Raw genomic sequence first — 18,190 nt, 5'->3', positions numbered from 1 at the left:
GCGGGACTTCTGCGTTGTGCCGGAAGGTGCGCGGACCGGGGGTCAGCGGGCCGCGGCGGGGCGGTGGTTGGGTCTGTGACGATGATCACCTGACCACCAGTACGGTGCACGGGGCGTGGTGCACGCAGTAGTGGGTGACGGTGCCGAGGGCGGCGCCGGGCGGCGCGGCGCGGCCACGGCTGCCGAGGACGAGCGCGCTGGCTCCCTCGGCGGCGCCGGTCAGCGCGGGGCCGGGGGCTCCGGCCTTGAGGTGGCGCCGGACGACGGATGCTCCAGTGGGGGAGAGCGCGGCGGCGAGGGTCTCGTCGAGGATCCGGGCGGCGTGCCGCTCGGGGCCGAAGCCGTCCAGGGCTGGCGGCACGAGGCCGTGCTCGCCCAGCAGACAGGGGAACTCCCAGACGGTCACCGCCTCCAGCGGGCCCCCGGTGAGCTCGGCCAGCCGGGCGGCCCAGCGGACGGCGGCGAGGGAGAGCGGGGAGCCGTCCACGCCGACCACGATCCTGCCGTCCGGCTGCCGGGTCATGGTTCGAGCCTAGGGCCTGTGGTCGGACGTCCGCCTGCGGGGCGAGGCCGAGGCACGGGCCGCACCGCGGGGCGGCGGGACGGCCGAGGGCCGGCCGGAGCTGCTCCGGCCGGCCCTCGGGAGGGTGTCGGGTTCGGTCAGGGCTGGCCCGAGCCCGCGTACGGGCCCGGCTGCGGGGCCCCGGCCTGCGGCGGGACGGAGCCGTAGCGGGCCGGCCGGCGGCCGCGCGGGTGGCGGGTGAGCGTGTAGCCCGCGACGCCGGCCAGGGCCGCCAGCGCGCCACCGGCCAGGGTCCAGAACCAGCGGCCGTTCCAGCCGGAGAACCAGCCGGTGTACCAGTGGTCCTCGGGCTCCTCGGGTGCGGCCGCCTTGGCGGTCGCGGCGCCGCCGCCCACGGGCGGGACCAGCGGGGCCTTGAGCTCCCCGCCCTCCGGCTGGGCGTTGTCGGCGTCGCCCTTGGCGCTGAGGTGCAGCTGGACGGAGGCGGCGAGGCCCAGATCCGGCTGCGGGGCGTCGGCGAGCGAGAGCCGGACGTAGTAGGTGCCGGGCAGCGGGTCCCCGGACCAGGGCTCGGCCCAGGAGCGGATCTCCCGCAGGGTGCAGCTCAGCGCGAGCGAGGCGGCGGACTGGTCGGCGGTGGCGTTCTGCGTGCCGGCGGTGCAGGACTGGCGGCGGCGCAGCCCGTCGAACACCTCGACGCTCCAGGTCTGCGGGCCCTGCCGGTCGGCGGCGGGGGCCAGGCCGACGGTCAGGGCGACCGTCGGGGTCTGGCCCTCGGAGGCCCCGAACGCCCAGTACAGGTAGTCGCCGGTGGAGGCCGCGACCTTGGCGTCCTGGCCGGGGGCCAGGTTGATCGCGGTCAGGAAGGACGTCCCGGCCTTGGTGGCCGGGGCGGGCTTCCCGCTCGCGCTGGCCGAGGGGGACGGCGAGGCGGCGGAGGCGGCCGGGGCCGCGAGCGCCAGGGCGGGGAGCAGGGCGAGTGCGGCGAGTGCGCCGCGGAGGGTGCTGCGATTCGTCGAGGTACGCATGGTCAGTTCTCCCGCCAGACAGCGATCCGCCAGCGTGCGATCCAGCCGAACAGCAGGCCGGTCAGCAGGCCGGCCAGGGTGAGCACCAGCAGCAGGATCCAGCCGCGGCCCAGACCCATCGCCGGACCGTCCGGGGCGGGCGAGGCGGCGGACAGGTCGACCGTCAGCTCCAGCGGCAGGCCGGGCTCGGCCTGGACACCGGGCTGGGCGGCCAGGGAGTTGCTGACGACCAGGCAGACGGTGGTCTCCGGCTTGCCGCTCGGCGAGGCGGACGGCGTCGCGGACGCGTAGCCCTTGGAGTCGTCGGTGGACCAGCGCAGGCCGGTGGAGATCACGTCGGTCCGGCCGCTGCCGGCATCGGTGCCGCGGACCAGCTCCTGGCCGGTGGCGCTGGTCGCCTGGAGCAGGACGCCGTAGTCACGGGCGACGCCGCGGTCCAGCGCGACGCTGACCGAGGCGCGCAGCTCCTGCCCGGCCTTGACCGGGACGCGGTAGACGCGGTGCTCGGAGAACTTCTCCCGGTCGCTGTAGACGCCGGGGGCGAGGACGGGCGCGCTCTCGCACTTGTCGGTGCCCGTGGTCTTGACCGGTGCGACGGTGTAGGTGTCGTTGGAGCGGTCGACCAGCTGCTTCACCTTGTCGGTGAGCTGCTCCTGGGTGCGGACGTCGGTGTAGGTGCCGCCGGTGGCGTTGGCGATGCAGAGCAGCTGCTGGCGGGTCTTGTCGTCGTGGGCCAGGCCGAGGGTGTCGACCACCAGGTGGATGCCCTGGGCGGCGAGTTCGCGGGCCACGTCGCACGGGTCCGGCGGGGCGCAGGAGTCCTCGCCGTCGGTGATCAGCACCACCCTGCGGGTGGTCTCGCCCTTGCCGAGGTCCTGCGCGGCGCCGCGCAGGGCCAGACCGATCGGGGTCCAGCCGGTCGGGCGCAGGGTGGCGACCGCGGTCTTGGCCTCGACCTTGTTGGTCTTGCCGACCGGGAAGAGCTGCTTGGTGTCCAGGCAGCCCTGGTTCTTGTCGTCGCCGGGGTAGTTGGCGCCGAGGGTGCGGATGCCGAAGTCGGTCTCCGGGGGAAGGGCGTCGATCACCTCGTTCAGGGACTGCTGGGCCACCGCGATGCGGCTCTTGCCCTGGATGTCGGTGGCTCGCATGGAGCCGCTGACGTCCAGGACGAGGTCGACCCGGGGGGCTTCCTTGCCGGTGGCGCCGGCTGATGGTTCGTCGGCATGGGCGGGCAGGCCGCTGAGCAGCGCGCCGCCTGTTATCGCCAGGGCGGCCAGCAGGCTGCCGAGCCTGGCCTTCGGGCGTCGTCCGGTAGTCACCCGCCGATCCTAGGGATCATCAGTTCGCCGTGGCCAACGCGGTCCGGTGCGCGGGCCGCCGGGCTCCGGCGCTAACTTCCGGGCGCCGGTGGGAGATCGGGTGTCGGACGTCCGGGCGTGCGCCGCCCGGGGTCGGTCGGACGCCGGGCGGGCGGCCGGCGCCGGGCGTGGCGGCGGGCCCGGACGGTGGCGCGGCGGCGGGCCCGGGCGGTGGCGGGGGGCCGGTTCGGCAATACGGGACACACCGGATGGAAGAGCAAATACATCTGGATAGTGCTCGTTAGGGTGACGAACTGGGGCACGGGTGCCGCCGTGCCGGCGCCCGCACCCGGTCGTACGTCCGACACAGTGGAAGGAGCAGCACGTGAGCAACCTCTTCGCGATCGCCTACCCGGATCTGGCCACCGCCCAGGCGGTGCGCAACGAAGCGGTCGGACTGCAGACGCAGAAGCTGATCGACCTGGAGGACGCGGTCGTCGTGGAACGCCGCGACGACGGCAGGATCAAGCTGCACCAGCAGGTCAGCACCACGGGTGCCGGGGCCGCCTCGGGAGCGCTCTGGGGCGGTGTCATCGGCCTGCTGTTCTTCATGCCGATCCTCGGCGCGGCGGTCGGCGGTGCCGCCGGCGCCGCGGTGGGCGCCTCCACCGACATCGGGGTGGACGACGACTTCATGCGCGAGGTCGCCCAGCACCTCCAGCCGGGCACCGCCGCGGTTTTCCTGCTGGTCCGCAGGGCCACCGCCGACAAGGTCGTCCCGGCGCTGGCCCGCCACGGCGGCCGGATCATCCAGACCTCGCTCTCCGCCTCGGCGGAGGCCGAACTCAGGGCCACCGTCGAGGCGTCCCGGGTGCAGCCCGCCCCGGCCGCCGCCTGACCCCACCCCGCCGGACCGGCCGCTCAGGTCGGGACGGACGGGCCCGTTCGCCCGTCCGTCCCGCTCGCCGTCCCGGCGCCGGCCCACCACCGCAGCAGGACACCCAGGACGGTCCGTGGCGACACCCTCCGCCGTGACGAGAACCGCCGGCCGGCCCCGCCGGACGGTGCGGACCCGGCGCAGCACCGAACTCGCGCTGGTCCTGGCCGCCGTGCTGATCGCCGTCTTCGGCTATGCCGAGGTCGGCGTCAACGTCGACGGCACGGTACCCGCCGACGCGGGCGAGTACGGCGCCGCACTCGGCGTGCTCGCGCTGCTGGCCCACGCCGTGGTGCGCTGGAAGGCGCCCTACGCCGATCCGCTGCCGCTGCCGATCGGCGTGCTGCTCAACGGGATCGGACTGGTCGTCATCTACCGTCTGGACCGGGCCACCCCGGGCGGCGGCGCGGCCCCCGCCCAACTGCTATGGTCCACCCTCGGGGTGGCGCTGTTCATCGCGGTCGTGGTGCTGCTGCGGGACCACAAGCGGTTGCAGCGCTACGCGTACATCGGCGCACTGGTGGCGCTGGTGCTGCTGGTGCTGCCGATCTTCTTCCCGCCGGTGTACGGCTCACGGATCTGGATCACCGTCGGGCCGCTCTCCTTCCAGCCGGGCGAGTTCGCCAAGATCCTGCTGGCGGTCTTCTTCGCCGCCTACCTGGCGGTGCACCGGGACGCGCTGGCGCTGACCGGCCGCCGGGTGCTCGGGTTCCAGCTGCCGCGCGGCCGGGTCCTGGGGCCGGTGCTGCTGATCTGGGCGGCCTTCGTCGGCGTCCTCGTCCTGGAGACCGACCTCGGTACCTCGCTGCTCTTCTTCGGCCTCTTCGTGGTCATGCTCTACGTGGCCACCGCGCGCAGCGGCTGGATCGCGATCGGGCTGTTCCTGGCGGCCGTGGCGGCGGCCGGGGTCGGCTGGCTCTCGCCGCACGTGCACAGCCGGGTCGACGACTGGCTGGACCCGCTCGGCTCGATCGCCGAGGGCCGGGGTGCCAACCAGATCGCCCAGTCGCTGTTCGCCTTCGCCTGGGGCGGGGAGCTGGGCACCGGCCTCGGCAACGGGCACTCCGTGCTGATCGGGTTCGCCGCCAAGTCCGACTTCATCCTCGCGACCATCGGCGAGGAGCTGGGCCTGGCCGGGCTGATCGCGCTGTTCCTGCTGTACGCGCTGCTGGTCGCCCGGGGTTTTCGCACCGGCATCGCGTTGCGCGACCCCTTCGGCCGGCTGCTCGCGATCGGGCTGGCGTCGATCGTCGGCCTCCAGGTCTTCGTGGTGGCCGGCGGGGTGCTCGACCTCATCCCGCTGACCGGGATGACCCTCCCGTTCGTCGCCCAGGGCGGCTCCTCGGTGGTCACCAACTGGATCATCGTCGCGCTGCTGGTGAGGATGAGCGACATCGCCCGCCGCCCGTCCGCCGGGGAGGCCTGATGGCACCCGGTCGCCTCCGGGGCAACGGGCCGCAGGGCCGGCCGGGGATCTCCGTCACCGGCCGCCGGGCGGGCACCTTCTGCCTGCTGCTGACCGTGGCGCTCTGCGTCCAGGCCACCAGGGTGCAGGTGTTCCGGGCCGACGAACTGGACCACAACCCGGCCAACCAGCGGCTCACCGTCGAGCGGTACTCCCAGCCGCGCGGCGACATCCTGGTCGGCGCCGACAGCGTCACCGGTTCCGAGCCCACCGGCGGCCGGTACGACTACAAGCGCACCTACACCGACGGCCCGCTGTACGCCGCCGTCACCGGGTACGCCTCGCAGGCGTACGGCAACACCCAGCTGGAGGGAACGGAGGACGACCTGCTCTCCGGCACTGACAGCCGGCTGGCGAGCTGGGCGGTCTGGGACGCCGTCGCCCGCCGGCAGAACCCCGGCGGGGACGTCCACACGACCATCGACCGGGCGGCCCAGGAGGCCGCGATGCGCGGACTGGGCGGACAGCAGGGCGCCGTCGCCGCGATCGAGCCGGCCACCGGCCGGATCCTGGCGCTGGCCAGCACCCCCTCGTACGACCCGGGGAGCTTCGCCGGCTCGTCCGCGGCCGACCAGGCGGCCTGGAACCGGCTGCAGGCCGACACCGACCAGCCGATGCTCAACCGGGCGCTGCGCCAGACCTACCCGCCCGGCTCGACCTTCAAGGTGGTCACCGCGGCGGCCGCGCTGCAGAACGGCGTCGTCACCGACCCCGGCGCGCCGACCGGCGCGCCCCACCCGTACGTCCTGCCGGGCACCACCACGCCGCTGGTCAACGACACCTCGGCGTGCGACGAGCCCGGGCAGTCGCTGGACACCGCGATGGTCAACAGCTGCAACAGCGTCATGGGCTACCTCGGCGTGCAGGTCGGGCTCGACGAGATGGTGGAGATGGCCGAGAGCTTCGGCTTCAACGACCCGAAGCTGGACATCCCGGTCCGGCCGGCCCGCTCCACCTTCGACACCCGGATGAACCAGTCCCAGCTCGCGCTCTCCTCGATCGGCCAGTTCGACACCGCGGCCACCCCGCTGGTGATGGCGATGGTCGCGGCCGGGGTCGCCAACAACGGCACCGTGATGCGTCCACAGCTTGTGGACAAGCTGACCAAGCAGGACGGCAGCACCGTGCAGCTGATGCGCCCCACCGCGTACCGGCAGGCGATGAGCCCGGGGGTGGCCGGGCAGGTGCAGCGGCTGATGACCGACGTGGTGGAGAACGGCACCGGGCGCAACGCCCGGATCGGCGGTGCGGTGGTGGGCGGGAAGACCGGCACCGCCCAGCACGGGGTGGACAACGCCGGGACGCCGTACGCCTGGTTCATCTCCTGGGCCAAGCCGGCCGGTTCCGACGCGGTGCCCCCGGTGGCCGTCGCGGTGGTGATCGCCGACAGCGATGCCACCGACGTCACCGGCGGCGCGCTGGCGGCGCCGATCGCCCGCTCGGTGATGCGGGCCGTCCTGGGCGGCTGAGCGGGCGGATCGGGGTGCCGGTGCCGGGGAAGCCTCTGACCTGCGGCTTAGTCGTTCAGTTGAAGATCCGCCGGTTGCGAAGTGTCCGGTTTGTGTACATCAATGCGACGATTCGTACAATGCGCGCTGTGCGACTGTTCGTTTGCGACACTGGTGCTTTCGCGGGGTACTGTCCCATCTTTGTTCGGTTGGTCCCCGATGGCACCCCGCGGCGCGTCGAGTGACCGGCCGCTAGGACACCCTCCCTCGCCTAGAAGGATCCTCGTTTTGGCCAGCAACACCCTCGGCGCGCGCCTGTTGCGGCGCAAGCCCGTCTCGACCCTGATCGCCGAGAGCGAGGGCCGCGACGGCCTTCCCGCCGGTGCGCCCGAGGAGGGCGGACGCTCCGGCATCCACCTGCGCCGCTCGATCGGCCTCTGGCAGCTGTCCTCGATCGGCATCGGCGCCACCATCGGCACCGGCATCTTCTTCGTGCTCAGCACCGCCGTGCCGTCGGCCGGTCCGGCCGTCATCCTGTCCTTCGTGATCGCCGCGGTCACCGCGGGCCTCACCGCGCTCTGCTACGCCGAGATGGCCTCCGCGATCCCGGTCTCCGGCTCCTCGTACTCCTACGCCTACGCCACCCTCGGTGAGGGCGTCGCGTTCGCGGTCGGCATCTGCCTGCTGATGGAGTACGGCGTCTCGGCCTCCGCGATCGCGGTGAGCTGGGCCGAGTACCTGAACAAGTTCTTCGACCTCGCCTTCGGTTTCAAGATCCCGGAGGCGATCTCCGGTGCACCCGACGCCACCCACTGGTTCAACCTGCCGGCGCTGCTCCTGGTCGCGATGGTCTGCACCCTGCTGATCCGCGGCGTCAGCGAGTCGGTGAAGGTCAACGCGGCGATGGTGGGCATCAAGATCCTCATCCTGATGCTCTTCATCGGCGTCGGCCTGACCGGCTTCCACTCCGGCAACCTGACCCCGTTCATGCCGCTGGGCATCGGCGGCGTCCAGGTGGCGGCCTCCAGCATCTTCTTCTCGTTCATCGGCCTGGACGCCGTGTCCACCGCCGGCGAGGAGGTCAAGAACCCGCGCCGAACCCTGCCGCTGGCGATCATCATCTCGCTGGTCGTGGTCACCCTGCTCTACATCCTGGTGGCGCTGGCCGGCATCGGCGCCCAGCCCTGGGAGAAGTTCGACGGCCAGGAGGCCGGCCTCGCCCAGATCCTGCAGGACATCACCGGCCAGAGCTGGCCCGCGATCGTCTTCGCGATCGGCGCGATCATCTCGATCTTCAGCATCACCCTCGTGGTGATCTACGGCCAGACCCGCATCCTGTACTCGATGGGCCGCGACGGCATGCTGCCCAAGCGCTTCGCCCAGCTGTCGCCGCGCACCGGCACCCCGGTCTGGAACACCATCGTGGTGGGCATCGGCGTCGGCGCGCTGGCCGCCTTCATCCCGCTGAACGTCCTGGCCGACATCACCAGCCTGGGCACCCTGATCGCCTTCTCGGTGGTCGCGGTCGGCGTGATCATCCTGCGCCGCACCCAGCCCGACCTGCCGCGCGGCTTCAAGGTGCCCGGCTACCCGGTCGTCCCGCTGATCAGCGTCGGCTTCTGCGTCTACCTGATCACCGGCCTGCACGCCGACACCTTCCGGGCCGGCGCGATCGCCCTGACGCTCGCCGTGGTCGTGTACTTCGGCTACAGCATGAAGCACTCCAAGCTGGAGCGGTCGGCGCAGCCCGTCGCCGCGGACCCGGCCGACACCCCGGCCGGCTGAGATTCGCGTACCGAGCACCCGCGGACGGGGCAGCCGGAGGGTGATCGCACCCCGGCGGCCCCGTCCGTGCGACCGCAGACTCGCTCACCGGACATGGCGACAGGGCGTGGCCCCCGCCCATAACCTTCCACCATGGTGAGCACCCGCACGCCCGGCTACTCCCGCCCGCGCGGCCGCTTCACCGGCCGTGGCGGCACGCCGGCCCCGCCCGCAGAGGCCGCGTCGGCGACCGGACGCGGTCGTCCGCGCGGGACGCGGCCACCCCGTCCGTTCCCCCGTCAGCGTGGTGACGGGGAGACGGGCACCCCGCCCGATCGGCTGAATCCGGCCCGGCTCGCGTCGCTGCGTCGCGTCCAGTTCTTCGGCTGCCTGGTGGCGGCCGGCTGGGCGGCGGCCTTCCCGCTCGTGTCGGACCTGCCCAACCAGCGACTGTGGGGGACCGTCGCGGCTCCCGCGTACGCCCTGGCCGGGCTGCTCTGCCTGATCCTGCCGCGCCGCTGGGCGGCCCGCGCGGCCGCCGGGGTCGCCGTGCTGGGCGCGGTCCTGGTGCCGCTGGCGCTGCTGGCGCTGCAGGGCCGCCACCAGTCCGAGGTGATGGTGGTCGAGCGATCGGCGCACCTGCTGCTCACCACCGGCAGCCCGTACCTGCCGCACCCGGTCGTGGTCACCGACTACAACCCGTACCTGCCGGCGATGACGCTGTTCGGGATGCCGCGCGCCCTGGTGGGCAACGGCAACCCGGTGGCGCAGGTGGTGGGGGACGCCCGGATCTGGTTCGCGCTGACCTTCCTGGCGTGCCTGCTGGCCAGCTGGCGGCTGCTGCGGCCGTCCCGGGACCGGGCCCCGGTGCTGCCGATGGCCGTGCTCACCGCCTCGCCGCTGATCGCGCTGGCCCTGGTGGTCGGCGGGGTGGACCTGCCGCTGATCGGCGTCTGCTGCCTGGCCATGGCCCTCGCCGAACGGGACCGCACCATCGCGGCCGGGCTGGTCCTCGCGCTGGCCTGCACGCTGAAGTGGACGGCCTGGCCGGCGCTGCCGGTGGCCGTCCTGCTGCTGTGGCGGCTCTACGGGCGGCGTCCGGCGGCCCGGGCCGGACTGACCGCGCTCGGCGCGGGCCTGCTGGTGATCCTGCCCTCGGCGCTGGTCCGGGCGGACGCGTTGCGCGAACAGGTGGTGCGGTTCCCGCTGGGGCTGACCGCGATCCAGACGCCGGCCGGCAGCCCGCTGCCCGGCAAGGTGCTGGCCGGCTTCGGGCCGACCGGGCACACCGTGTCGCTGGCGCTGATGACGGTGGGCGGGCTGGGGGTGGCGATCTGGCTGCTGGCCCGGCCGCCGGTCTCCGCGATCGCCGCCGCCGACCTGCTGGCGGCGGGGCTGACGATCGCGTTCATGCTGGCGCCGGCCGGGCGCTTCGGCTACCTGGCGCTGCCCGTGGTGCTGGTGATCTGGCCCCGGCTGGCGGCCCGGCGGTGGAGCGGGCGCCGGCCCGTCCCGGCCAGCTGTCTGCTGGCCCGGCCGGAGCCGGCCCTGCCCCGGGGCTGACCGCGGGGCAGGGCCGTCCGGGCGTCAGCGGTTGCCGGCCGCCTTGATGACGGCGGCGACGGCGGGGCCGGCCGCGTCGGCGCCGTGGCCGCCGGCCTGGACCTCGGCGGCGACGGCGATGTTGCCCCGGTAGGCGGTGAACCAGCTGTTGGTGGTGTCCACCCCGGCGACCTCGGCCGAGCCGGTCTTGGCACCCGCGTTGTCCGAGATGCCGGCCATCGCGCCCTTGGCCGTGCCGTCCTTGGCGGTCGCGGCCATCATGGCCTTCAGCTTGCCGACGGCGTCGGGCGAGAGGTTCCGGGCGGCCTTCTGCTGCGGCAGGTCGGCGACCAGGATCGGCTGCTTGAACTCACCGCTCTGCACCGTGGCGGTGATCGAGGCGATGGCCAGCGGGTTCATCTGGACCTTGCCCTGGCCGATGGACTGCATGGCCTGCTCGTCCTTGTTGGCGCCCGGGTCCGGCACCCGGCCGTCGACGTTGGGCAGGCCGGTCTTCCACTCCAGGCCGATGCCGAACACCTCCTTGGCGGTGGTGCCGAGCGTGCCCGGCTTCAGGCTGGCCAGACCCTGGTCGATGAAGGCGGTGTTGCAGGAGATCATGAAGTCCTGCTGGAGCGTGTTGTTCGGGTAGGCGTCCGGGAACGAGTTCGGGATCGCCTTCGGGTTGCTGCTCTTCACCGGGCAGGCGACCGGGGTGTCCGGGTTGACGCCGGCCTCCAGCAGGGCCGCCGAGGTGACGATCTTCATCGTCGAGCCCGGGGCCAGCAGGCCGACGAAGGCCCGGTTCTGACCGGTGGCCGGGGCGTTGGCGAAGGCCAGCACCTGACCGGTGCTCGGTTCGATGGCCACGATCGAGCCCTGCTTGCCGCCGAGATCGGCCATCGCCTTCTCGGCGGCGGCCTGCACGGTGTTGTCGATGGTCACCTTGAACGGCTTGGCCGGCTTCGGCTCGACGATGGTGAACAGCTTGTCGGTGGTGCCCTTGCCGGCCGCGTCGGTGATCACCACGCCGCTTCCCGCGTCGCTCTGGTCCTTGGTCGGGTCGGCCTGGAGGATCTTGCGGGCGTTGTCCTGGAGGGTGGAGATCAGCGCCGGCGTGATCGAGGCGCCCTGCAGCGGCTTGTTGTTGCGGTCGACCACGTTGGACGGCGGGGCGAAGACCGGCTGGGTGGAGATCACCTCGCCCGCGCCCAGGTGCGGGTGGAGCACCGACGGCGCCCAGTGCACGGCCGGGGTGTTGTCGCTCATCTTCACGACGCCGAGGAAGCCGTTGTAGTCCCAGACCCGGTTGGTGCCCTCGAACTCGGCGCGGGCCTTGAAGCCCATCAGCACACCTGAGGGGGCGGCCGGGGCGGTGGCCGAGGGGGACTCGGTGCCGGCCGCGGACGGCGTCGCGGAGCCGGTGGCGGCGGTCGAGGGCTTGGCGGCGGTCGGCGCGGGGGTGCCGGTGGCGGAGGCGAAGGCGGCCGGGGTGGCCGGACCGGCCGGGGCGAGGGTCAGCGCACTGGGCTTGACCTGGTCCCGGAAGGCGGTCAGTGCGGCGGTCGCGGCCGCCGGGTCGTCGGTCAGCCCGGCCGCCTTGGCGAGGTCACCGGCGGCCCAGGCCTCCAGGAAGTCCTTGGCTCCGGCCGCGGCCTGCTCTGCGCTGGGGGGTTCGGCGACCACCGTGCGGGCCTTCTTGCCCTCGGGAGCGTCGGAGTCACTCGATCCGACGAGGCTGTACGCGCCGTACCCGCCGCCCGCGAGCACGGCGACGGACACGCCGGTGATGATGCCGATCTTGGCGCCTCTGCGCATGGTGCTGTCCCCCAAGGGTCTGGCGACTGGCCGCAGCCGGAGGTGGCCGGATACGCGTTCGGTGCCCAGCCTAGGCAGCCGAGCTCCGTGCGCCGACGAAACGCCCGGGTCTTGTGACGGATCTGGTACGTGTCGCGCACCACGTCCGCACGGTTCCCACCCCCGGTTCCCGTCAGATCCAGCTGTTGAACCACATCCGCTTGCGCCAGTCGTCCATCGGAATCGTCTGCCCTGTGTACAGGGGGTAGAAGAAGAGAAAGTTCCACACGATCAGCAGGATCAGCAGGCCGGCCGCCGCGGAACCGATGATCCGGCGGTCACGGGACGCCCCGGGCGGCCCGATCAGGGCGCCGACCAGCATGGTCACGGCGAGCACCAGGAACGGCACGAAGGCCACCGCGTAGAACAGGAAGATGGTCCGCGTCTGGTAGGCGAACCAGGGCAGGTAGCCGGCGGCCAGGCCGCAGAGCACCGCGCCGGCCCGCCAGTCGCGCCGGGCGACCCAGCGCCACAGGCAGTACACGAGCGCCACCACGCCGGCCCACCAGAGCAGCGGGGTGCCGATGCCCAGCACCTCGCGGGCGCAGTCGCTCACGGTGCAGCCGGCCTGGCCCTGCTTCGGCGACTCGTAGAAGAAGGAGACCGGGCGGCCGACCACCAGCCAGCTCCACGGGTTCGACTGGTACGTGTGCGGGTCACTCAGGTGGGTGTGGAAGTCGTACACCGTGGAGTGGTAGTGCCAGAGCGCGCGCAGGCCCTCCGGGATCCACGGGAACGCGGTGTCCCGGCCGACCGCCCAGTCCCGGCCGTAGCCGCCCCGGCCGGGCACGGTACTGCTGGCGAACCAGCCCCACCACGAGGTCACGTACACCACGACGGAGACCACGACGATCGAGACGAAGGCCGGCACCACGTCCCGGACCAGCGTCCACAGGTAGGGGCGGTCCGCGCCGGCCAGGCGGCGCGAGCCGGCGTCCCAGAGCACCGTCAGGACGCCGAAGGCGGCCGCCACGTACAGGCCGCTCCACTTGGTCGCGCAGGTCAGGCCGACGCAGACGCCGGCCGCGATCCGGTACGGGCGCCAGCCCAGGTTCAGCCGCCGGGCCGCGACGCCGTCCGCCACGCCGCCCAGGCGCGCGGCGATCCGGGCCCGGGTGCGGTCGCGGTCCAGCAGCAGGAAGCCGAACGCGGCGAGGATCCAGAACATCACCACCAGGTCCAGCAGTGCGGCCCGGCTGAGCACGAAGTGCAGGCCGTCGACGGCGAGCAGCAGCCCGGCCACGCAGCCCAGCAGGGTCGAGCGGAACAGCCGGCGGGCGATCCGGGCCACCATCAGGATCGACAGCGTGCCGAGCAGGGCCACCGCGAACCGCCAGCCGAAGGGGTTTATCCCGAACAACTGCTCGCCCGCACCGATGATCCACTTGCCGACCGGCGGGTGCACGACGTAGCTCGGGTCCGGCCGGTACGGCACCGTCGAGCCCGCCATGATCTGCTCGTTGGCGCCCTCCGGCCAGCTGATCTCGTAGCCGCCGTGCCAGAGCGCGTAGGCGTCCTTGGCGTAGTACGTCTCGTCGAAGATGATCGCGTGCGGCTCGCCGAGGTTCGTGAACCGGAGCAGCCCGCCGAACAGGGCCACCGCGAGCGGGCCCAACCAGCCCGCCCAGCGGCAGAGCCAGGACCACAGCGGCGCCGGCACGGCTGCCCCGAGCCGCAGCAGCAGCGGCGAGGGCGCGACGCGGGCCGGCGTCACGCCCGGGCCGTCGGGCATCGGCGGCACCAGGCGCTCGGCGAGCGTGGCCTTCGGCGGCGGCGTGTAGCCGTGCCGGGCCAGGCGGTGCGGCCAGGACGGGCGCGCCGGCCGGTCCGGGCCGGGCGCGCGCGGGGCGGGGACGGCGGGGGACGCCTGGTCCGTCAGGACCGGCACGCCGACGCCACCCTGCGCGGTGTGGTCTGTACCAGTGGGCGTCTGCGCCGCCGTGTCGCCGTTCATCCGCCACATCGTAGGGGCGGTTCGTTCGAGGAGGACGGCTCCCTCCGAAGCTGCCCGAATCGTCACCAAAAACACCGGAGGCCCGGTTACTGGAAGGATGGGGCACGTGACAGGAGTACTCGTTCTCGCAGGCACACCCATCGGCGACGTCTCGGACGCCCCGCCCCGGCTGCTCACGGAGCTGGCCGCGGCGGACGTGATCGCGGCCGAGGACACCCGGCGGCTGCGCCGGCTCACCCAGGCGCTCGGGGTGACCCCGACCGGGCGGGTGCTCTCCTACTTCGAGGGCAACGAGGTCGGCCGCACCCCCGAACTGGTCGAGGCGCTGCTGGGCGGCGCCCGGGTGCTGCTGGTGACGGACGCCGGGATGCCCTCGGTCTCCGACCCCGGCTACCGGCTGGTGGCCGCCGCGGTGGCCGCCGACGTCAAGGTCACCGCGGTGCCCGGGCCGTCCGCGGTGCTCACCGCGCTGGCGCTGTCCGGCCTGCCGGTGGACCGCTTCACCTTCGAGGGCTTCCTGCCGCGCAAGACCGGGGACCGGGCCCGACAGCTGGCCTCGGTCGCCGCCGAGCCCCGCACCATGGTCTTCTTCGAGGCGCCGCACCGGATCGCCGAGACGCTGGCCGCGATGGCCGAGGCGTTCGGCGCGGACCGCCCGGCGGCGGTCTGCCGCGAGCTGACCAAGACGTACGAGGAGGTCAAGCGGGGCCCGCTCGGCGAGTTGGCGCAGTGGGCCGCCGAGGGCGTCCGGGGCGAGATCACCGTGGTGGTCGCCGGTGCCCCGCCGGCCGCGCCGCAGGAGCTGACCCCGGCCGAGCTGGCCCGCCTGGTGGCCGTCCGGGAGGAGGCCGGCGAGCGGCGCAAGGAGGCCATCGCGGCGGTCGCGGCGGAACTCGCCCGGCCCAAGCGGGAGGTGTTCGACGCGGTGGTCGCGGCCAAGAACACGGGGCCCGGCAAGGCCTGAACCCGCAGGTGCCGGGGGTGGCGGTGGCGCGTACCTTGGAGGGAAGGCCCCGGTAAACGCCCGGTGAGCTGAAGCTTTGGCCGCGGTTTCCGGTCAGGACCCACCCTTTCGTATAGGGATTCCCAATCCGCGTCCAAGTCTTCACAAGACGGGCATCGGCCGGGGCGTTCCGGGCATTTCCTCGGATGGAAAGACCCAGCCGGGCGAGCGTCCGGCGGGCGCTGGGAGACGGCTATGAGCGAGATGATCGGTAGCCCCCGCAGTGGCAGTGCGCTGAGCGCCCCCGGCCTGACCGGCCGGCCGCAGCCTCCCGTCGAGACCGTTCGGGAGGCCTACTCCTTCGCCTGCCTGAGCTGTGGGTACGGCTGGGAGCAGGCGTACGACATCGAGCACCACGTGGCCCGGGACGGGCACGTCGTGTTCGAGTACCACGCCAACGGTGTCCGGGTGCCGTCCCCGCTGCTCAAGCCGACCTGCCCGGGGTGCGGCGGTCACACCGTCCGGATCATGCGCGAGGGCCGGGTGGCCGTCGCCGACAGATCCGTGCAGCACGCGCCCGGCTACTCGGCGCACGCCGAGCCGGCCGGGCCCCTGCCGGTGGCCGCGCCCGCCGCGCCGCGCGGACGCCTGGGCCGGCTCTGGGCGCGCCTGACGGGCTGAGCGGCCGGTCGGGGGCCCGGAGGGCCGGGCGCTTCGAGGGCCGGGTTCCGCTTCGAGGCCCCGGGAGGCCGGGCGCTTCGAGGTCCCGGGGTCCCGCTCCGAGGGCGCCGGCGCTCCGGCGGACCGGGGGCCGCCCGCCGGGTCACCGGTCGAGGGCCGCCCCCGCACCCGATTAAGCTTGCCGACCATGGCGGCCACTGCAGAACACAGCACCACCGGGGACGCGACCCCGGCGTACTACGTCACCACCCCGATCTACTACGTCAACGATCGCCCGCACCTGGGCCACGCCTACACCACCGTGGCGGGCGACGTGCTGACCCGCTGGCACCGCCAGCGCGGCGAGAACGTGTGGTACCTGACCGGCACCGACGAGCACGGTCAGAAGATCCTGCGGACGGCCGAGGCCAACGGCGTCAGTCCGCAGGAGTGGTGCGACAAGCTGGTCGAGGAGGCGTGGAAGCCGCTCTGGCAGCACCTGGAGATCGCCAACGACGACTTCATCCGCACCACCCAGGAGCGGCACACCGACCGGGTGCAGGAGTTCGTCCAGGACCTCTACGACAAGGGCGAGATCTACAAGGGCGGCTACTCCGGCCCGTACTGCGTCGGCTGCGAGGAGTACAAGCTCCCGGCCGAGCTGCTGGACGGCGCCACCGAGGGCGAGAAGCTCTGCGCGGTGCACAAGCGGCCGGTCGAGTGGCTGGAGGAGGAGAACTACTTCTTCCGTCTCTCCGCCTACGGTCCGAAGCTGCTGGAGTTCTACGCCGCGAACCCGGACTTCATCCAGCCCGCCACGGCCCGCAACGAGGTGCTGCGCTTCGTCGAGCAGGACCTGAAGGACCTCTCGATCTCCCGCTCCACCTTCAACTGGGGCGTGCCGCTGCCCTGGGACGAGAAGCACGTCCTGTACGTCTGGGTGGACGCGCTGCAGAACTACATCACCGCGGCCGGTTACGGCACCGACCCGGAGCGTTTCGCCGAGCTGTGGCCGGCCTCCGTGCACCTGGTGGGCAAGGACATCCTGCGGTTCCACGCGGTGATCTGGCCGGCCATGCTGATGGCCGCCGGACTGCCGCTGCCCAAGCGGGTCGTCGCCAACGGCTGGCTGATGGTCGGCGGCGAGAAGATGTCCAAGTCCAACCTGACCGGCATCGCCCCGCAGGACCTCACCTCGCACTTCGGCGTGGACGCCTACCGCTACTACTTCCTGCGGGCCATCCCGTTCGGCACCGACGGTTCGTTCTCCTGGGAGGACTTCACCGCCCGGTACACCTCCGAGCTGGCCAACGACTTCGGCAACCTGGCCTCCCGGGTGGCGGCCATGGTCGGCAAGTACTTCGACGGGGTGCTGCCGGCCTCGGAGGCCCACGGCGCGGCCGAGCAGGCCGTCGCGGACGGGCTGACGGCGGCGGTCGCGACCGCCGACCGCAAGATCGGCGAGGAGCTGGACTTCGCCGGCGGCCTCGCGGCGATCTTCGAGTTCGTCAAGCAGGTCAACGGCTACCTCACCGAACAGGAGCCCTGGAAGGTCGCCAAGGACGACTCGCAGGAGGGCCGGGCCCGCCTGGCGACCATCCTCTACACCGCCGCCGAGGCGCTGCGGGCCACCGCCGTCCTGCTCAACCCGGTGATGCCGGCCACCGCCGAGAAGCTCTGGGTCTCGCTCGGCGCCGAGGCCGCCGGGCTCGGCGCGCTGTCCGCGCAGACCGTCGCCACCGCGGCGGACTGGGGCCGGCTGCCCGTCGGGGCCACCGTCACCAAGGGCGAGATCCTGTTCCCCCGTCTCGAAGAGAAGCCCGCCGCCTGATGGTCAAGAAGGACGAGGACCGGTCGACGCCGCCGCCACTGCCCGCCCCGCTGGCGGTGGCGGTCGCCGACTCGCACACCCACCTGGACATGCAGTCCGGCACCCCCGCCGAGGGGCTGGCGCGCGCCGCCTCCGTCGGCGTGACCACCGTCGTCCAGGTGGGCTGCGACGTGCCCGGCTCGCGCTGGGCCGCCGACCTGGCGGCCGAGTTCGAGCAGGTGCACGCGGCCGTCGCCCTGCACCCCAACGAGGCGCCCCGGATCCACCTCGGCGACCCGGACGGCTGGTCCGGGCAGGAGCGTCCGGCCGGCGGGCAGGCCGCCCTCGACGCCGCCCTCGCCGAGATCGACGCGCTCGCCGCGCTGCCGCAGGTCCGCGCCGTCGGTGAGACCGGCCTCGACTACTTCCGCACCGGCCCCGAGGGCGTCGAGATCCAGAAGGAGTCGTTCCGCCGCCACATCGAGATGGCCAAGCGGCACGGCAAGGCGCTGGTCATCCACGACCGGGACGCCCACGAGGACGTCATCGCAGTGCTGCTGGCGGAGGGCGCCCCCGAGCGGACCGTCTTCCACTGCTACTCCGGCGACGCCGCGATGGCGAAGGTCTGCGCCGAGCACGGCTGGTACCTCTCCTTCGCCGGCCCGGTCACCTTCAAGGCCAACCAGCCGCTGCGGGACGCGCTCGCGGCCACCCCGCTCGACCGCGTCCTGGTCGAGACCGACGCGCCCTTCCTCACCCCGCACCCCTACCGGGGCCGCCCCAACGCGCCGTACCTGATCCCGGTCACCGTCCGCTCGATGGCGCAGACCCTGGGGCTGCACGAGGACGAGCTGGCGACGGCCATCGCGGCGAACACGGCGCGGGCGTTCGGGTACTGAGCCGGTCGAACAGACCTCGGGTCACGCCGAAACGATTCGGCACTCCCGTCGGACTGCGGTGC

General features: G+C 73.1%; 14 protein-coding genes. 9 read left to right on the top strand and 5 right to left on the bottom strand.

Going from position 1 to position 18,190, the window contains the following annotated elements; all coding sequences use genetic code 11:
* Positions 1–85 precede the first annotated feature (85 nt).
* From AB0J08_RS00560 to AB0J08_RS00550, 3 genes are all read right to left on the bottom strand, one after another.
* On the bottom strand, positions 86–523 hold the full coding sequence (locus AB0J08_RS00560; protein WP_360624478.1) for a universal stress protein: 438 nt from the start codon (positions 521–523) through the stop codon (positions 86–88).
* A gap of 137 nt (positions 524–660) precedes the next feature.
* Positions 661–1,551 carry a peptidase gene (locus tag AB0J08_RS00555; RefSeq protein ID WP_360624475.1) on the bottom strand — a complete coding sequence of 297 codons (891 nt, stop codon included), beginning with the start codon at positions 1,549–1,551 and terminating at the stop codon, positions 661–663.
* A 2-nt stretch (positions 1,552–1,553) separates the two neighbouring features.
* Complete coding sequence (locus tag AB0J08_RS00550) at positions 1,554–2,870, bottom strand: VWA domain-containing protein (RefSeq protein ID WP_360624472.1); 1,317 nt, start codon at positions 2,868–2,870, stop codon at positions 1,554–1,556.
* Positions 2,871–3,234: 364 nt separating this feature from the next.
* Between AB0J08_RS00550 and AB0J08_RS00545 the strand changes: the two genes are divergently transcribed.
* From AB0J08_RS00545 to AB0J08_RS00525, 5 genes are all read left to right on the top strand, one after another.
* Positions 3,235–3,747 carry a DUF1269 domain-containing protein gene (locus tag AB0J08_RS00545; protein ID WP_360624469.1) on the top strand — a complete coding sequence of 171 codons (513 nt, stop codon included), beginning with the start codon at positions 3,235–3,237 and terminating at the stop codon, positions 3,745–3,747.
* 133 nt (positions 3,748–3,880) lie between these two features.
* Positions 3,881–5,212: an FtsW/RodA/SpoVE family cell cycle protein gene (locus AB0J08_RS00540; protein WP_360624466.1), complete on the top strand. Its 1,332-nt coding sequence runs from the start codon at positions 3,881–3,883 to the stop codon at positions 5,210–5,212.
* Positions 5,212–6,720: a penicillin-binding transpeptidase domain-containing protein gene (locus AB0J08_RS00535; protein ID WP_360624463.1), complete on the top strand. Its 1,509-nt coding sequence runs from the start codon at positions 5,212–5,214 to the stop codon at positions 6,718–6,720. The genes AB0J08_RS00540 and AB0J08_RS00535 overlap by 1 nt, the downstream gene beginning before the upstream one ends.
* A gap of 267 nt (positions 6,721–6,987) precedes the next feature.
* Positions 6,988–8,484 carry an amino acid permease gene (locus AB0J08_RS00530; protein ID WP_360624460.1) on the top strand — a complete coding sequence of 499 codons (1,497 nt, stop codon included), beginning with the start codon at positions 6,988–6,990 and terminating at the stop codon, positions 8,482–8,484.
* Between the two features lie 132 nt (positions 8,485–8,616).
* Positions 8,617–10,026: a glycosyltransferase 87 family protein gene (locus AB0J08_RS00525; protein ID WP_360624457.1), complete on the top strand. Its 1,410-nt coding sequence runs from the start codon at positions 8,617–8,619 to the stop codon at positions 10,024–10,026.
* A 24-nt stretch (positions 10,027–10,050) separates the two neighbouring features.
* Here AB0J08_RS00525 and AB0J08_RS00520 read toward each other — a convergent pair whose 3' ends face one another.
* On the bottom strand, positions 10,051–11,823 hold the full coding sequence (locus AB0J08_RS00520; protein ID WP_360624454.1) for a penicillin-binding transpeptidase domain-containing protein: 1,773 nt from the start codon (positions 11,821–11,823) through the stop codon (positions 10,051–10,053).
* 172 nt (positions 11,824–11,995) lie between these two features.
* Positions 11,996–13,816, bottom strand: a complete 1,821-nt coding sequence (locus AB0J08_RS00515) for a phospholipid carrier-dependent glycosyltransferase (RefSeq protein WP_360624451.1) — start codon at positions 13,814–13,816, stop codon at positions 11,996–11,998.
* A 106-nt stretch (positions 13,817–13,922) separates the two neighbouring features.
* Between AB0J08_RS00515 and rsmI the strand changes: the two genes are divergently transcribed.
* From rsmI to AB0J08_RS00495, 4 genes are all read left to right on the top strand, one after another.
* Positions 13,923–14,780 (top strand): 16S rRNA (cytidine(1402)-2'-O)-methyltransferase, encoded by an 858-nt coding sequence (rsmI, locus tag AB0J08_RS00510; RefSeq protein ID WP_360624448.1) that lies wholly within the window; start codon positions 13,923–13,925, stop codon positions 14,778–14,780.
* 243 nt (positions 14,781–15,023) lie between these two features.
* A complete protein-coding gene (locus tag AB0J08_RS00505; protein WP_360625140.1) occupies positions 15,024–15,440 on the top strand; it encodes a hypothetical protein in 417 nt (138 codons plus the stop codon).
* Between the two features lie 187 nt (positions 15,441–15,627).
* The gene (gene metG / locus AB0J08_RS00500; RefSeq protein WP_360624445.1) at positions 15,628–17,250 is read left to right on the top strand and encodes a methionine--tRNA ligase; all 1,623 of its coding nucleotides are present in this window, start codon (positions 15,628–15,630) and stop codon (positions 17,248–17,250) included.
* A complete protein-coding gene (locus AB0J08_RS00495; RefSeq protein WP_360624442.1) occupies positions 17,250–18,128 on the top strand; it encodes a TatD family hydrolase in 879 nt (292 codons plus the stop codon). Before metG ends, AB0J08_RS00495 begins: the two co-directional genes overlap by 1 nt.
* The last annotated feature ends 62 nt before the right edge of the window (positions 18,129–18,190 follow it).

Source organism: Kitasatospora sp. NPDC050463 (assembly GCF_040655255.1).
Taxonomy (GTDB): domain Bacteria; phylum Actinomycetota; class Actinomycetes; order Streptomycetales; family Streptomycetaceae; genus Kitasatospora.
Note: the sequence above shows the minus strand (reverse complement) of the source record. Positions and strands in the feature narration are given on the sequence as shown.

Coding starts and splice junctions, on each gene's coding strand:
- AB0J08_RS00525 (WP_360624457.1), top strand. CDS start 8,617: ATGGTGAGCACCCGCACGCCCGGCTACTCCCGCCCGCGCGGCCGCTTC.
- AB0J08_RS00515 (WP_360624451.1), bottom strand. CDS start 13,816: ATGAACGGCGACACGGCGGCGCAGACGCCCACTGGTACAGACCACACC.
- metG (WP_360624445.1), top strand. CDS start 15,628: ATGGCGGCCACTGCAGAACACAGCACCACCGGGGACGCGACCCCGGCG.
- AB0J08_RS00560 (WP_360624478.1), bottom strand. CDS start 523: ATGACCCGGCAGCCGGACGGCAGGATCGTGGTCGGCGTGGACGGCTCC.
- AB0J08_RS00505 (WP_360625140.1), top strand. CDS start 15,024: ATGATCGGTAGCCCCCGCAGTGGCAGTGCGCTGAGCGCCCCCGGCCTG.
- AB0J08_RS00495 (WP_360624442.1), top strand. CDS start 17,250: ATGGTCAAGAAGGACGAGGACCGGTCGACGCCGCCGCCACTGCCCGCC.
- AB0J08_RS00555 (WP_360624475.1), bottom strand. CDS start 1,551: ATGCGTACCTCGACGAATCGCAGCACCCTCCGCGGCGCACTCGCCGCA.
- AB0J08_RS00520 (WP_360624454.1), bottom strand. CDS start 11,823: ATGCGCAGAGGCGCCAAGATCGGCATCATCACCGGCGTGTCCGTCGCC.
- AB0J08_RS00535 (WP_360624463.1), top strand. CDS start 5,212: ATGGCACCCGGTCGCCTCCGGGGCAACGGGCCGCAGGGCCGGCCGGGG.